A 14766-nucleotide genomic window follows, 5' to 3' on the forward strand; every position below is an offset into this window, starting at 1 on the left:
AGGAGTCCCGATGACCCGACCCCCGTCCCTGCGAGCCTTCTTCACCGAGAACTTCCTGGACGCGCAGAGTCACGTCCCGGCCGTCCTGGGCCGGGACGCCGCCGACCCGGTCACCGTCGACCGCACCCTGCGGGACGCGGCACTGGCCCTTCTGGTGCTCGGACGCGCCGAGGACGCCGAGCGCACCCGCGCTCTGCTGGCCGCCCTGGGCCGGTTCCAGGACGAGCAGGCGCCCGGCTTCCACGAGCTGCTGGACGTCACCGGCACCCCGCACCCGGTCGGCGACGTGCGCACCCCGGCGGCCCAGGCGCTGGCCTGGTGGGCGCTGCACCACGCGGGCACCGCGCTGGCCGAGCCGGCCTCCGTCGAGAAGGCCCGCGCGGGGCTGCGCCCGCTGGCCGAGGCGGTGCTCGCCACCGACTGGCCGGCCCGCCTGCACCGCGACGGAACCACCGTGCTGGACGGCGCGACCCTGCTGGAGCAGGTCGCGGTGCTGGTGCTGGCGGTCCACGCGGTGGACGACGGCGATCCGTTCTGGGCCTCGTTCCTGACGGCGGCCACCGACCGGCTGACCGCGTTCGACTCCGCCGACGGCGCCTGGTCGGCGCTGACCCCGCGCGGCGAGCCCGACACCTTCCACGGGTACCGGCTGCGTGCCGGCGCGCTCGCCGTACTGGCCTGGTGCACGCTGCACGAGCGCACGAGCGTCGCCGGCTCGCCGGAGCGCGGCGCCCTGGAGCGCGCCCGCAAGGTGCTGCGACACCTGGGCGTCCACGAACACACTCGCGGCCGTGGCCTGTGGGACCGCGTGGACGCCGGTTCGCAGACCCGGGTCGACCCGCTGCTGGCGCGGTACGGCCGCCCCGATTCGCCGTTCCCGGCCAAGCTGATGCCCGACCACGCGCTCGTGGTGCTGGCCGCCGACCGGGTCGCGGAGCTGTCCGACGACGTGTGGGCCAAGGGGCTGTCGGCACTGGCCGCCGCCGAGCTGTGGCGCTACACCGACTCCGAGGCGGGCGGGGTCTTCCAGGGCCAGGGCAGCTGGTTCTCCACCCCGGTGGAGGCCAGTGTCCCGCTCGCCCGCCACGTCATGGTGCCGCCGCGCTCGACCGGAGCCTTCTCGGTGGGCAACACCGCCTACGTGCCGTTCCACGAGAAGCACGCCACCACCCAGCTGCTGGCCCTGGCCGCCCTGGGAGAGCGCGAGCAGCCCGCGCCGGCCCCGCCCGGCCCCGCCCCCGCCCTCAAGCCCTGGCCGCTGGAGCGCGACTTGTCGTACGTCTCGCGCGAGCCGCTGTCCGAGGGACTGATCGACCTGCCCGCCTACCTGGCCTGGCTGCGCTCGACCGCCTCCGGCCTGGGCTACGGGCTGACGCCGTACCGCGCGCCGCTCGGCCTGCGCTCGGACCGCACCGCGCAGACCTTCTCGGTGCTGCACGTGGTCTCCGACCTGATGGCGCTGAACGAGCCGATCGCCGACCGCGAGCAGCTGCTGGCGGGCATCTGCGCGACCCAGAACCCGGACGGCGGCTTCGGTGAGCAGCCGAGCCTCCTCTCGGAGGCGTTCACCACGTACTGCGCGGTGCTGACGGCGACCGTGCTCGGGGGCGCGCACTACGACACCGAGCAGTGCGCGGCCTTCCTGCAAGCCTGCCAGCACGCCGAGGGCGCCTTCGGCAACGCCCCCGGTTACCCGGGCGACGCCTGGCACTCCAACCTGGCCGTCCTGGCCCTGCTGACGCTGGGGCGGCGCCCGCGGCGGGAGGCCGACCTGGTCGCGTACTTCACCGCCTGCCGGAACCAGGACGGCGGATACGGCAACCAGCCGGGCCACCCCTCGGACACCTTCGCCACCTTCCGGGTGGTCGACACGCTGATCGCGCTCGGCCTGGAGCCGCCGCGCCACGAGGAGACCGTCGCCTGGCTGCGCGGCCTGCAGACCGAGGCCGGCGGCTTCCGCTATCGAGCGTCGGGCCCGGAAAGCTTCGTCGGCTCGTACCACGCCATCGCCTCGCTCTACGTGCTGGGCTCGCGGCCGGTCGACCCGGTCGCCTGCACGGCCTGGATCGCCGCCCGGCAGAGCGCGGACGGCGGCTTCGGCCGGCTGCCCGGCGGCCCCTCGGAGACCACCGACGAGGGCTTCATCGCGATCCAGGCGCTGCACATGCTGGAGGGCAAGCTGAACCCGTACTGGGCCGTCGTCATGACCTGAGCGCCCGTCATCCCGTCGATCTCGCACGCCGATCCACCACGACCCGAGGGACTTTCCGATGATCTTTGACTGCCACCAGCACGTCGTCCTGCCGACCTCGGCGCAGATCGCCGCGATGGACGAGGCGGGCATCGACCGCGCGGTGCTGCTGTCGACCCTGCCGCACATCGAGCGGGCAACCGACATCGCCTCGCTCAAGCGGGAGATGTCCGTGCTGCACCGGGTGCTGCAGGGTGAGGCGGACGGCCGCGAGCAGCCCGGCCGGGAGGTCCGGGAGGCGCTTGCCGAGGGCGGCGAGCGGTTCGTCGCCTTCGGCAAGGTCCAGGTGGGCCTGCCGTACGAGGAGACCGTCAAGGCGCTCCAGCAGGAGGTCGTCGAGCCCGGCTACGCGGGTGTCGGCGAGCTGACCTTCGGCGCCGACGAGGCCGACCGGCTGGAGCCGGTGTTCCGGGCCGTCCACGAGGCGGCGGTGGGCGGACGGGCACTGCCGCTCCTGGTGCACGGGTTCGTGCCGCAGACCGCCGGGGACATCCGGACCACCGCCGCGCTCGCCCGCTCCTTCCCTGCGGTACCGGTGATCATCGGCGTGCTGGGCGGCCTGAACTGGCTGGAGACCATCGAGCTGGTCAAGGAGATCCCCAACCTCTACCTGGACCTGGGCTCCTCCTTCGTCTCGCTGGCCCCCCGGCTGGCCGCCGCCGAGGTGCCCGAACGCTGCCTGTTCGGCTCCAACACCCCGTTCGCCGACATGTACAGCAACCGGATCCTGGTGGAGCGGATGATCCCGGACGCCGCGGCCCGGGCCCGGGTGATGGGGGAGAACCTCGCGGAACTGCTCGGCATCACGGGCTGACGCTCGGCACGGCCCAGCACGGCCCAGCACGGCCCAGCACGGCCCAGCACGGCCCGGCACGGCCCGGCGCAGGTCGGCAAGGAACCCTCGCGGGGGTGGACGGATATCCCCACGTCCGCCCCCGTTGTCGTGTGGGTCACATTCGACCGGGCGGGAGCCAGTCGCGCGCACATCGGCGCACGCCATCGCGGTCGTCACGGTCCGTTATTTAAACCAACCAGTTGCATTAAAACCATCGATTGAGTAAGTCTTGAGCATGGCATCCTCCATGAAAGCTGACGAGCCGTCACCATCGTTGCCAGGGCGCCGCCTTGGCCGGTCCGGCCCCACTCTTCCCTGCGTCGGGCTCGGCACCTGGCGCCGCTTCGACCTCCCCGTCGCACGCGAGCACCTGGCTCGGGAGGTCGTCGAGCTGGCGCTGACCCACGGAGTGCGGGTCTTCGACACCGCGCCGGTCTACGGGCGCTCCGAGGAGGTGCTCGCCCGCGCCCTGGGCGCGGCCCGGGAGCATGCCTTCGTCGCGACCAAGATCTGGGCCGACGGGCCCGCCGACGGCCGGCGCCAGTTCGAGAACCAGCTGCGTCTTTTCGACGGCCGTGTCGACCTGCTCCAGCTCCACCACCTGATCGGCTGGCGCAACCACCGCGGGTGGCTCCAGCAGGAACGCGAGCGCGGCCGGATCGGCCGACTCGGCCTGACGTACTGGCGCGACCACGCCTTCGGCGGCGGCACCGCGGCCGAACTGGAGCAGGCCATGCGCACCGGCCTCTTCGACGCCGTGCAGATCCCGCTGAACCCGCGCGAACGCGCCGTCGAGCGGCGCATCCTGCCGCTGGCCCAGGAACTGGGCATCGGCGTGCTGGTGATGCGGCCCTTCGCCGAGGGCGGACTGCTCGGCCGGACCCCGGACCGCCGCCGACTGGCCGCGGCCGGCTGCGCCGGGCCCGCCGAGGCCCTGCTCCGCTGGGGACTGTCCGACCAGCGGGTCAACGTCACCCTGCCCGCCACCATCGACCCCGTGCACCTGCTCTCCAACATCGCGGCGGGCTCCGCGCCACCGCTGACCGAGGATCAGCGCACCGCACTGGCAGACCTGTTCGCCTGACCCTGTCCATCGCCGCCACTGACGGAAGGATCGATCCCATGAACGGTTCCACCGCCGCGCTCGCCGCAGCGGGCTCCCCGCCTCCTGTCCACGCGGGCCCTGCCCCGGCCCTGGTCGCCGTTGGGGCCGCGGGGGCCGCCGAGACCCCCGCGAGGGAGACGTTCTACGTCAGTCTGCTGGGCGCGCCGGCCATCTGGATCAACGGCGAGCCCGTCCAGATCCGGGGCGAGGCCACCAGACGGGTCCTGGTCCACCTCGTGCTGTCGTCCCCGCACGTGATCCCCAACCACCGCCTGATCGAGTCGACTTGGGGCGGAAGCGAGCCGGAGAGCGCGATCGAGCAGATCCGCAAGATCATTTCCAAGCTGCGCCAGGGCCTGCCCGGCGGCAAGGACCTGATCCGCACCGAGCCGGGCGGTTACCGCATCATGCTCAATGCCCAGCAGAGCGACGTCGTGCTGTGGCGGGACGCGATCCGCCGCGCCCACATCCTGCTCCAGAGCGACGGGGAGGAAGCGGTGCTCGAACAGTTTCGTGACGCGTTGGACCTGTGGCGCGGGCCGGCCCTGGACGGCCTGGAGGGCCACCCCTTCGCCAACGAGTCGGTGTCCCTGCACGAGGAACGCAACGCCGCGCTCGAAGCATGGTGCCAACTGGCCGTCAAGAGGCTCGGCGCGCCCTCGGTGATCGCCCGGCTGCGCCGCGAGGTCACCCAGCGGCCGCTGGAGGAGCGGTTGTGGGACCTCCTGATGACCACCCTGGCCAACTCCGGCCGGGTCCTGGAGGCGCTGGACGAGTACAACAACCTCTGCAAGATCCTCTCCAGATCGCTGGGCGTGCGGCCCTCTCCGCGCCTCCAGGCGCGATACCGCACCCTGGGGGCCACCGCCAACAACCTGGCTCCGGACCTGTTCCCCCTCCTGCCCAGAGTGCGCCGCCCGGCCGACCGGACCACGCCACAGGTGCCCGACTGGATCAAGGACCTTCTCCGCGGCCAGGAACCGAACCCCGGCTACGTGATGGACTCCCGCTGGAACGTGCTGCACTGCAACCACGCGATGGAGCGCTGGTTCCCCTGCATGGCCGCCGAGAACGCCAACATCATGCGGTGGGCGCTGACCGACCCCCTGGCCCCGGTCACCCTGCACGACTGGGACAGCCACGTCCTGGTCTGCCTCGGCATGCTGAAGCTCGCCCTGGCCAAGTACCCCGGCGACCCGACCCTGAGCTCCATCCTGCGCACGTTCAAGGACACGCATGGAACCTCCGCCGCCCTCATAAGAGACGCGATCGAGGTGGAGACCCGGGAGAACCACAAGTACACCGTCAACGTCCCGCATATCACTCCGGCGCCCGTACAGGTGGTCTCCCACCTGCTGATGCCCGCCGGCAACCCGAACCTGCGCGTCGTGATGCTCACCCCGCCCCAGGGGCGGGTCATCCTCTGATCCGCACATGGCTCTGTCACGAATCGGCTCTCCAGCCGGACCCTCTTGTGAGGACCGCCCCTGACGGATCGTCCATTCCGCTGCACTCCCCATTCCCCGGCTGTCGGCCGGCGGAAATGGAGAAGCAGGGTCCCGGGGTGGGCGATTCCGGCCCGGGCCCATGGGCCCGGCGGGTCGCCTGCCGGCGCACGGGGTGCCGGCTGGAGTCGCCCGAACGGCCGCGCGTCCGGGTCGCCCGGCCGTCGGCCCCGCCCTCGCCCTTGCCCCTGTCTGCGCCTGCGCCGAGCCCGGACCGGAAGAATCGAACCTTCTGAACCATCAGCACCTTGGTTATCACATCCGGAGCGGGTGATTCACCTGCGAAGGCCAGGCTTGGCCACTAGAGTCGCGCCCATCACCACTCGCCCACGGCACGCCCCGTACCACCGCACCACCGGCCCGTCCTGCGTGGCTACCGCCGGACGGGGCCGACACGTCGCCGAGCAGACAGGGAACCCGTGTCATGACCACCCGGACCACCCGGACCGGCCGCCGAACGGCCTTCGCCGTTGCCGCCGCCCTCACCGCCGGAGCGCTGCTGGGGGCCGCCCCCGTGACGGCGTCCGCCCGCACCGCTCCCGCCGCCCCCATCACTCTGTCCACGGCAGCCGCCGTCCCGACGCCGACCGTCCTGCAGTCCGGTCTGCCCGGCAAGGTGTACAGCGATCCCACCGGGGTCAACAACGGCGGCTTCGTCGTCGGCTACGCGTACGGGAGCGGGCAGGTCCGGGACGACGCCGCGATCCGCTGGAGCCCGGACCTCACCCCCACCACCCTGCCCCCGCTGCCCGGCGAGGACCACGCGCAGGCCCGGGGCGTGAACGACGAGAACCTCGCCATCGGCATCTCCTGGCCCGCCTCCCGGGACTACTCGCGGGCGACCGCCGTCCGCTGGGCCGCCGACGGCACACCCACCGCCCTGCTGCCGCTGCCCGGCGACCTGTACAGCAGGCCGACGGCGATCGGCGCCAGCGGCATCGTGGTCGGGATCTCCGGTGGTGGAGCCGCCCAGCGTGCCGTGGCCTGGCGCCCGGATGGGACCGTCGTCGTCCTCGCCCCGCTGCCCGGGGACGCCACGAGCGAGACCGTCGGCGTGAACAGCGCCGGGGTCGCGATCGGCCGCTCCTGGACCGGGACGGGCAAGTTCCACGGAGTGCTCTGGAGCCCCGACGGCACGCCCGTCCCGTTCCAGACCGGCCCGACCGGCGGGTCCGGCGACTGGCCGGTCGGGATCAACGACGCCGGCACGGTGATCGGGGTGGCCGACCGGCCGCTCACGACCGGGGTCGTCCGGCACGGCCTGGTCCGGTCGTCCGGCGGGGCGATCCTCGACCTGGGGGCGAACGCCGAGCCGCTCGCGATCAACGCCACCGGCGCCGTCGTGGGCCAGTACCGGCCCGACCCGGGCTCGCTCCGTACGTCCGCCGCGCGCTGGAGCCCGGGCGGTACGCTCACCCCGCTCGCCCTGGGCGCGTCGTCGGCCGCCAAGTCGGTCGCCGTCGGGATCAACGACTCCGGCACCGCGATCGGCTACGCCTGGGACGGCATCCCGGCCCGGCAGTACCAGGCGGGCAAGATCTGGGCCCCCGACGGTACCCTCACGGACCTCGACCCGACCGGCACCACCAACACCACCCTGTTCGTCAACAACGCGGGGCTGGTCGTCGGGCTCACGCTGGTCCGGTGGGGAGGGAGCCTCTACCCCGCGCACCTCGCCACGGTGTGGCGCTCCTGAAGCTCGTTCCGACAGGTCGGGTGCGGGGTGTTTCTCCGGTGTGGGTGGGGTTCTCCGGGCCGGGCCGGGCCGGTGTGGGTGGAGACGTTCACGGGGCCGCGTCTGAGGCGGTTCGAGGGCCTGGTGCGGGTGGAGCGCGAGCGGGGCGGCAATGGCCCCGGACTCGGCAAAGTGCGCTGGGTCGTGGAGCGCGCGTTCGCCCGGCTCCACCAGTTCAAGCGCCTGCGCATCCGCTACGAGCGACGCGCCGGCCTCCGCCGGGGACTCCTCGAACTCGCCTGCGCAATCATCTGCCTGCGGCGGCTCTCGCGATCGTTCTGAAACGATCAGTCAGCCGATGGCGGTCAGGGCCTCGATGGCCCGGCTCTCACCGGTGGTGCCGACCAGCACTCGCGCACCGGCACGCTGGCCCTGCCAGCCGTAGCCGCTCAGGTGCGCGTTGAGCACCACCGAAGCGCTCTGGGTCTGGACCTCGAGCGCCTCGATCGCCAGCGACTGGCCGGTGGTGCCGACCTCCAGCGTGACGTTGTCCGGCACGCAGACCCACGGCTGCCAGCCGACGGTGGCCACGTGGGCCCGCGCGCAGAGGCCGCTCATCCCGAACGGGACGAACCGCAGGGCCTCGATCGCCCGGCCCTCCCCGGTGGTCCCCACCATGGTGCCGGTGCAGGTCTTGTCGGCCTGCCAGCCGATGCCCGCCACGTGGGCCTGGACACAGAGGTAGCGGGAGTTCAGACCCTGCCCCACCGGCGGGGCAGGGCGGATGCCGGAGTCGGCGCCGGCGGCGCCCGCAGCGCCTGTGGCGGACAGCGAGCCGACGAACAGGAGGGCGGCGGTGAGCACCTGGGCCAGTGGCCTGCGCATGGCGGGAAACCTCTCGGGTACGGGCGATGACGACCGATCCGCCGGGGCGGCCCGGCGCCTGACGGTGCGATGACCGCCACATCTTCACCATTTCATTGACAGACCGTCAAGTGCGTCTCTGCACGGCTGACTTGAGTGGTGCCGCGGCGAAGTCCGGGCTCTGCCGACCCATCGCACCCACCTTGCGAACGGCCTCGGCGCGCTCGCCGGGGCCATGGTCGTACTGTCGATCAACGTCCGGTGGTCTCCTCCCTCGACCTGGAGCTCGGGACCTCCGGGTGCCGGACCGCCCGGGAGTACGGGTGCGGACCCTGGTCGGCGTCCTCGCGTTCGCGCGTCCTCGCATTCGCGCAAGCCGACGTGCTGTGCGTCGGCCGGGCTGCGGCGCGGCTGCGCCGGGTGCAGGCGCGGCCGGCCGGAGCTGTCCGGGATCTCGTGGAGGACCTTGGTGGCGACGAGCAGGGTGATGACGTCGTCGACGGTCTCCAGCGGCGGCACGCCTGAGAGCCCCCTGGTGACAGCCCGCCCCCGCTGTCGGCGGGCTGTCGGGGCTGTCAGTGGGATGACAGCGGTCTGTCGGCGCGCTCCCGCAGGCTCTGGGGAGACGGGCGGCAGTGCGGACGGCATCGATGCACCGCGACGCCCACCGACACCCGTCCTGACACCCGTCCCGAGAGAAGGCCGCCATGACCGGCACCGAAACCACCATCGCCGCCGCCCCAGCAGCGGCGCCGCGCACCTATCCGTCGCTGCGCGCGGCGTGGATCCCGATGGCCGCGCTCTGCCTGGCCTTCTTCGTCGAGATGGTCGACAACACGCTGCTGTCCATCGCCCTGCCCACCATCGGCCGCGACCTGGGCAGCGGCACCACCGCGCTGCAGTGGGTCACCGGCGCGTACTCGCTGACCTTCGGCGGCCTGCTGCTGACCGCCGGATCGATGGCCGACCGTCTCGGCCGCCGCCGCGTCCTGCTGGTCGGCCTCGCGGTGTTCGGCCTGCTCAGCCTGTGTGTCGCCCTCGTCACCGGCGCCGGGCAGCTGATCGCCCTGCGCGCCGGCCTCGGCATCGCCGCCGCCGCCATGGCCCCGATCACCAACTCCCTGGTCTTCCGGCTCTTCGACGACGCGGCACTGCGGATGCGGGCGATGACCGTCATGATCGTCGTCGGCATGTCCGGCTTCGTCCTCGGCCCGCTGCTCGGCGGCACCGCCCTGGCCCACGTCAAGTGGCAGTGGCTGCTGCTCGTCAACGCCCCGATCGCACTGATCGCCGCCATCGGCGTGCGCCTGGGCGTCCCCGCCGACCGGCCCGAGGACCTCACCCGCGACCGGCTCGACCTGCCCGGCGCCGTGCTGAGCGTCGCCACCATCGGCCTCGCCTGCTACTCGCTCACCAGCGGCGTCGACCACGGCTGGGCCGCCGCCCCCACCATCGGCTCGATCCTCGGCGCCCTCGCCGCCGGCCTCGCGTTCGTCCGGCACGAGCGCCGCAGCGCCGCCCCCATGCTCGACCTGAAACTGTTCACCAACGGCACCGTCCGCGGCGCCGCCATCGCCCAGATCGGCACCGCCATCGCCATGGCCGCCGTCATGTTCGGCCTGATCCTGCACTTCCAGTACGCCTACGGCTGGAGCCCGGTCAAGGCCGGCCTGGCCAACCTGCCGATCATCGTCACCATGCTCGCCGCCACCCCGCTGTCCGAGTGGCTCGCCAAGCGCTACGGCCACCGCATCGCCTGCCTGGTCGGCGCCGCCTGCCTGGCCGGCTCCCTGGCCGGCCTCGCCTGGGGTGTCTCGCACGGCTACGCCGCCATCGCGGTCTGCATGGTCGTGATGACCGTCGGCCTGCGCACCGTGATGACCATCTGCGCCATCGCCCTGGTCGAGAAGATGCCGGAGAACCGCACCTCGATCGGCACCGCCCTCAACGACACCGCGCAGGAGGTCGGCAGCAGCTTCGGCACCGCCGTCGTCGGCACCCTGATCGCCGCCCTGGTCACCACCCAGCTCCCCGCCGGCACCTGGGACAGCGCCCTCGTCCACTCCTTCTTCCACGGCGAGCGGATCACCTACGCCGTGCTGGCGGTCATCGTCGGCCTGGTCACCGCATTCGGCGCACTCACCCTCACCGACTCCCACAGCGCCGAGGAGCACCCCGCCTGACCCCTCCGGTGCCTCGACCGCGACCGGCGGCCCCGCTCCTCCCGACGGGGCGCCGGTCGCGGTCGGATGCCCTCCCGGGTCACCCGGTCTGCCGGAGGAGGATGAACAGGAGGACGACGCAAAGGACCAGGAAGGCGGGCAGAACTCGCCTCATGCCGTGGGCGTCGAGTCCCAGGTAGTCACGGATGGTCACCGGGACCGTGCGCCGGGGGATTCCGGCGGGGTGCGGTCTGCGTTTCGCGCGAGAGGGCGGGGCTGTGGGCGCAGGCCGGTGAAGAACGTGCGGCGTGGCCAGGGCGTCGGGGGCTGCTTCTGTCCCGGTCCCTATTGGCTGCGGTGGCGGGCTCCCAGGAGACGGCGGTTCCGGAGGGCGGGCAGTGCCGCGAACAGGCCGCGGGAGTGCAACGACAACTGGGTGAGGGGCGGGAGGGAGGGAAGGTTCCGCAGCCGGTGTGACACGCTCCTGGGACGGATTTCCTGCAGGAGGGCTCGCGGCGGCGGGGCCGGGGGCTTCGTACCGTTGCCGCGCGTCGGCCAGTGCGGTGCGCCAGATGTCGTGCGCCGGGCCGGACAGCTTCTTCAGCAGGTTCTGGGCGTCCTCGTGCAGTAGCGCCGGGCCGGAGGCCACGGCCTCGGCGGCTACGTCGACCAGGCCGGGTCGGCTGAGGATACTGCGGCCCACGATGGCCAGGCAGTGGCGACGTTGGGACGGTGACAGAAGCGGGTCGGTGAGGGTCCGGGACAGGAACGTTCCGTTTCCGGGCCCGCCGCTGCTGTCCTCCTCGACGTCGTTGACGAGTTCGGCGGTCAGGGCGTCGGGGCCCACCCCGCCCCAGTAGGCACGCCCGGTCGGTGGGTAGACGGTCGAGAGGAACCGGCGTTGGAGCCGTACCGCGTCCGACGTCAGCCGCGGCGCGTCGGGGCCGTCGCCGTAGTGGGCGGCCCACGCCGCACGGATCGCGGCGTCGGCTTCCTGCTGGTCCGTCGCACCGGCCAGGCGCTGCACGGCGACGAGTGCCTTTCGGTAGTCGGGGTCGAGGGGCTGGGAGAACAGTGCTGCCGAGGCCCGGTCCCAGTACCTCTCCTCGTGGAAGAGCAGGACCTCTCGCGGATCGAGGTCGCCCTCGAGCGGCCTGTCGACCAGAACCCAGGCCAGGCTTTCCATGTGCAGGGAAAGGACGGTTGCCTCTTCACCCTCCGCCTGGCCCCCGTTCGAGGGTCCATGGTCGCCGACCCGGTCGAGAAGGTTGTCGGCGTCCCAGTCGCCGGGCACTCCTGACCATTGCAGGGCGGAGATACGCCGGGCGAACGAGATCCGTGCGTGCTCACGCAGCTCCTTCACGTCCAGCTGGCGCAGCAGATTGTCCGTGGCGAGGGCGATGTCCGTGCCTCCGACCATCGCGGGGAACCGGGCCCGCAGCTTGGGCCACCAGTCGCGGGTGGAGCGGGCGATCAGGAGTACGCGGATGCGGTGGGCCGGGGCGCGGTGGCCGGCCAGGGCCTCCAGGAGTGCCGTGATCTGCTCGAGGTGGTACTCGGCGTAGTCGATGACGACCAGGGCGGGACGGATCAGGTGCCGCAGCATCGGGTAGTCGTGGTGGGGCGTGGACTTGGTGCTGGTGTCGAGGAACCCGGTCGACCATGCGAAGTTCGCGGTGTCGGCTGCCGATTCGGCCTGGGGTCTGCGGTCGGCCAAGCGGCGGGCCAGCTCGACGGCCAGGCGTGTCTTGCCCACCCCTCCGGAGCCGCGTACGACGGCCACGTCGACGGCCTGCGTGCCGTGGCACCAGTCGTGCAGGAACTGCAGCTCGGTGTCCAGGCCGGTGAACTCGACGGTCTCGGAGCGTGCGGCCAGAAGGTAGGAGGCGGCCGCGGCGGGCTGTGGAGTGCCCTCGAAGAGGGCGTGCAGATCGGCGGGTTCCAACTGCGGGCGTGTGCCGCCGGCTTGTTCCACGATGTCGCAGAACCTGCGGTCGTCCAGGAGGAGGCGGGCGGGGACGGCCTCCAGGCGGGCGTTCGCCCGCCCCGGGAGGGCCTGCTGCACGACGGCGACGAGAAGGTCCTCGTGGAACACCCCGGCGCCGGACATGCCGGCCCACGGAGAGGTGCCGGACGCGGGGCTGTCGGCGGGGACAGCGCTGTCGGCCTGGAGGCTGTAGAAGGTGCCGCCCGTGTCGACCGCGTTGATGTGTCCTTCCACGACCTCGGGTTCGCGCCGGCCTTCCCCGCGTCTGGCCGCGTCGGGAATGCCTACGGCGACGCAGCGTGCCTGTCGTGACGGGCTGATGCACACGATTTCGCCCCACCGGACCGGAGCGAACTCGCGTGGCAGGTCACCCGGCCGGAATCGAAGCAGCGCGGCGTCGCCGAGGTGCCAGGCGATCTCGGCCGCCGCACGCCCGTGTCCGCCGATGAGGCTGATGGTGCAACACCCCGGTGCCTGACGGGACCCGGCGCTCCTGACCACGTGAAGCGCGGTCAGGACCAGGCCCGGGGCGACCACACACCCGGTGCCGACCCGCCCCGAACACTCCACGGCAACGGCCCGTTCCCAGTACACCGACGACGCCCCTGCTACCGCAGCGAGTAGCCGCCCTCCGGCAGGCCGACTTCTCCGCTACCGCTGATCGGCACCGCATCGCCACCGACGACCCCCAGCGTCACGGTCAGCCGGTGAGTCCGCCCGTTCGACTGCTCGGCCCGGGCCTCGCCGGAGAAGACGAACGCCTTGACGCCGCCACCAGCACCGCCAACGCGGCGCAGTTCCAGCCCCAGGTCCACCACGACATCCTTCACCGTGAACCGGATCTCGGAGTCCGCTCCGCTGCGCTGAGCGGCGACCAGCCCCGCGCGGACGGCGGCGATCGCCTCGGACAGTTCCGTTCCGTCGAATTCCATGATCCCCCCATGATCTTCACCTGTCCGGACCCATCAGCGTATCTGTGGCGTGCACATCACACTCCGAGAACCGGAGAACCCACACCGCACAGCGGTGCCTGAGCCTGTGGTCGGCCCGGCGGGTCCTCGGGGCTCACCGTTCCGTCACCGTGGCCCTGCACGGAGCGCGGGCGTGGACATCGGTCTCGCCGTGGCGGTGGATCGGTATCCCGCAGCTGGCGGACCGGTCCGTTTGGTGGTTCGCCGTCCGGGTCGTGGGACACTTGCGGCCACGGGGGCTGTGCGGTCGGGGAGTCGGTGAGGGGGCGGGTGTGGATGCGTCGATGGGTGTGGTGGGCGGTGGCCGGGCTCTGCGCGGCGGCCGGGGCCGGACTGGTCGCGGTGGCGTTGTGGGTGGATCTGGAGACGGCGGACAAGGTCGCGAGCGTGGTCGGCGCGGTTCTCGCTCTGGTGGGTCTGGCGTTCACGGTCCGGACTCCGCTGCGCGAACGCCCGCCTGCGGCGGGTGTGGCGGCTGTGTCGGGGACCGGGGCGCCGGACACGGGTGACCGTGGCGGTTCCCCTGCGGTGGCCGGCGGTGGCGACGGTGCCGGGGATGGTGTTGTGCGGGAGGTCCGGGTCCGGGTCGAGGGAGGCGGTGTCGGTGCCGGGGGCGACATCACCGCGGCCGGGACCGTACGACCGACCGCGCCCGACGACAACGGCGGTGTCGCGCCGCGGATCGACAGGCGCGACGTCCGCGTCACCGGACCCGGCTCCGTCGGGGCCGGCGGCGATATCCACGGCATCGACCTGAACGGGAACCGGCCGTGACACCACCGCCTTGGCCGTGGCGCAGGAAACCCGGCGAACACACCGGCACCCCCGCTGCCGGCGACCCGACCGGCACGACCGGCCACGTCCACGCGGCTGGGCAGGGCGAACCGGCGCCCCGAGTGGAAGGCGATGCCGCGACTCCTGCCCCGGCCGGCCCCGGCGACGCGCCCCCGACCCCGGCGGGCACAGGGAGCCCGGCGACGTCGTCCTCGGTGCGGGTCGATGTGTCGGGCGAGGGATCCGTCGGTGCCGGACGCGACATCACCCACTCCGCGATCGGGGCGGGCAGCCGGGTCGAGCACACCGAGGTGGACAACCGGATCGAGAACAGCACCGTCCGCGGTGATGTCTACCAGGCCGGGAACATGACGGTCACCCACCACCACAACCACCCGGCGCTGCTGCCCGGGCCGGTGCGGCGGCCGGTGAGGGTCGGCACCGCTCCGCCGCTCGCCTCCGCATTCCAGTCCCGCCCCGGCCTGCAGGAGAAGATCGACCCGGCCCGGGAACGCAACACCACCGTGGTCCTCACCCGGGTACTGTCCGGTGGCGGGGGTGTCGGCAAGTCGCAGCTCGCCGCCGTGTGCGCCCACCGGGCCCACACCGACGGGGTGGACGTGCTGGTGTGGGTGGA

10 protein-coding genes and 2 pseudogenes are annotated in these 14766 nt (G+C 72.6%); 9 read left to right on the forward strand and 3 right to left on the reverse strand.

Annotated features, from left to right (window positions below; all coding sequences use genetic code 11):
• The first annotated feature begins 10 nt into the window (after positions 1–10).
• The 6 genes and pseudogenes from ACIQ9P_RS32430 to ACIQ9P_RS32455 all read left to right on the forward strand — a co-directional run.
• Entirely contained in the window at positions 11–2212 is a 2202-nt protein-coding gene (locus ACIQ9P_RS32430; RefSeq protein ID WP_402364279.1) for a prenyltransferase/squalene oxidase repeat-containing protein, read from the forward strand.
• 58 nt (positions 2213–2270) lie between these two features.
• Positions 2271–3065: an amidohydrolase family protein gene (locus tag ACIQ9P_RS32435; protein ID WP_402364282.1), complete on the forward strand. Its 795-nt coding sequence runs from the start codon at positions 2271–2273 to the stop codon at positions 3063–3065.
• A 268-nt stretch (positions 3066–3333) separates the two neighbouring features.
• Positions 3334–4170, forward strand: coding sequence for an aldo/keto reductase (locus ACIQ9P_RS32440; RefSeq protein WP_402364285.1), 837 nt, complete (start codon positions 3334–3336; stop codon positions 4168–4170).
• 38 nt (positions 4171–4208) lie between these two features.
• The gene (locus tag ACIQ9P_RS32445) at positions 4209–5618 is read left to right on the forward strand and encodes a BTAD domain-containing putative transcriptional regulator (RefSeq protein ID WP_402364288.1); all 1410 of its coding nucleotides are present in this window, start codon (positions 4209–4211) and stop codon (positions 5616–5618) included.
• A gap of 502 nt (positions 5619–6120) precedes the next feature.
• Positions 6121–7392 carry a hypothetical protein gene (locus tag ACIQ9P_RS32450; protein ID WP_402364291.1) on the forward strand — a complete coding sequence of 424 codons (1272 nt, stop codon included), beginning with the start codon at positions 6121–6123 and terminating at the stop codon, positions 7390–7392.
• 153 nt (positions 7393–7545) lie between these two features.
• Positions 7546–7713 (forward strand): annotated as a pseudogene (locus ACIQ9P_RS32455) (transposase); the annotation flags it as partial.
• A 9-nt stretch (positions 7714–7722) separates the two neighbouring features.
• On the opposite strand, the gene ACIQ9P_RS32460 reads toward ACIQ9P_RS32455, so the two are convergent.
• Positions 7723–8256, reverse strand: coding sequence for a hypothetical protein (locus ACIQ9P_RS32460; RefSeq protein ID WP_402364294.1), 534 nt, complete (start codon positions 8254–8256; stop codon positions 7723–7725).
• Positions 8257–8942: 686 nt separating this feature from the next.
• Here ACIQ9P_RS32460 and ACIQ9P_RS32465 point away from each other — a divergent pair.
• Positions 8943–10418 (forward strand): MFS transporter, encoded by a 1476-nt coding sequence (locus ACIQ9P_RS32465; RefSeq protein WP_402364297.1) that lies wholly within the window; start codon positions 8943–8945, stop codon positions 10416–10418.
• Positions 10419–10497: 79 nt separating this feature from the next.
• Here the strand turns inward: ACIQ9P_RS32465 and ACIQ9P_RS32470 are convergent, their stop codons facing one another.
• Positions 10498–12978 carry a serine protease gene (locus ACIQ9P_RS32470; RefSeq protein ID WP_402364300.1) on the reverse strand — a complete coding sequence of 827 codons (2481 nt, stop codon included), beginning with the start codon at positions 12976–12978 and terminating at the stop codon, positions 10498–10500.
• Between the two features lie 14 nt (positions 12979–12992).
• Positions 12993–13316, reverse strand: a complete 324-nt coding sequence (locus ACIQ9P_RS32475) for a trypco2 family protein (RefSeq protein WP_402364303.1) — start codon at positions 13314–13316, stop codon at positions 12993–12995.
• Between the two features lie 315 nt (positions 13317–13631).
• Between ACIQ9P_RS32475 and ACIQ9P_RS32480 the strand changes: the two genes are divergently transcribed.
• Both ACIQ9P_RS32480 and ACIQ9P_RS32485 read left to right on the forward strand, forming a co-directional pair.
• The gene (locus tag ACIQ9P_RS32480; protein ID WP_402364306.1) at positions 13632–14129 is read left to right on the forward strand and encodes a hypothetical protein; all 498 of its coding nucleotides are present in this window, start codon (positions 13632–13634) and stop codon (positions 14127–14129) included.
• 215 nt (positions 14130–14344) lie between these two features.
• Positions 14345–14766: pseudogene (locus ACIQ9P_RS32485) on the forward strand (hypothetical protein); the annotation flags it as partial.

Origin of the sequence: Kitasatospora sp. NPDC094019, from assembly GCF_044764505.1 — a bacterium.
GTDB lineage: Bacteria > Actinomycetota > Actinomycetes > Streptomycetales > Streptomycetaceae > Kitasatospora.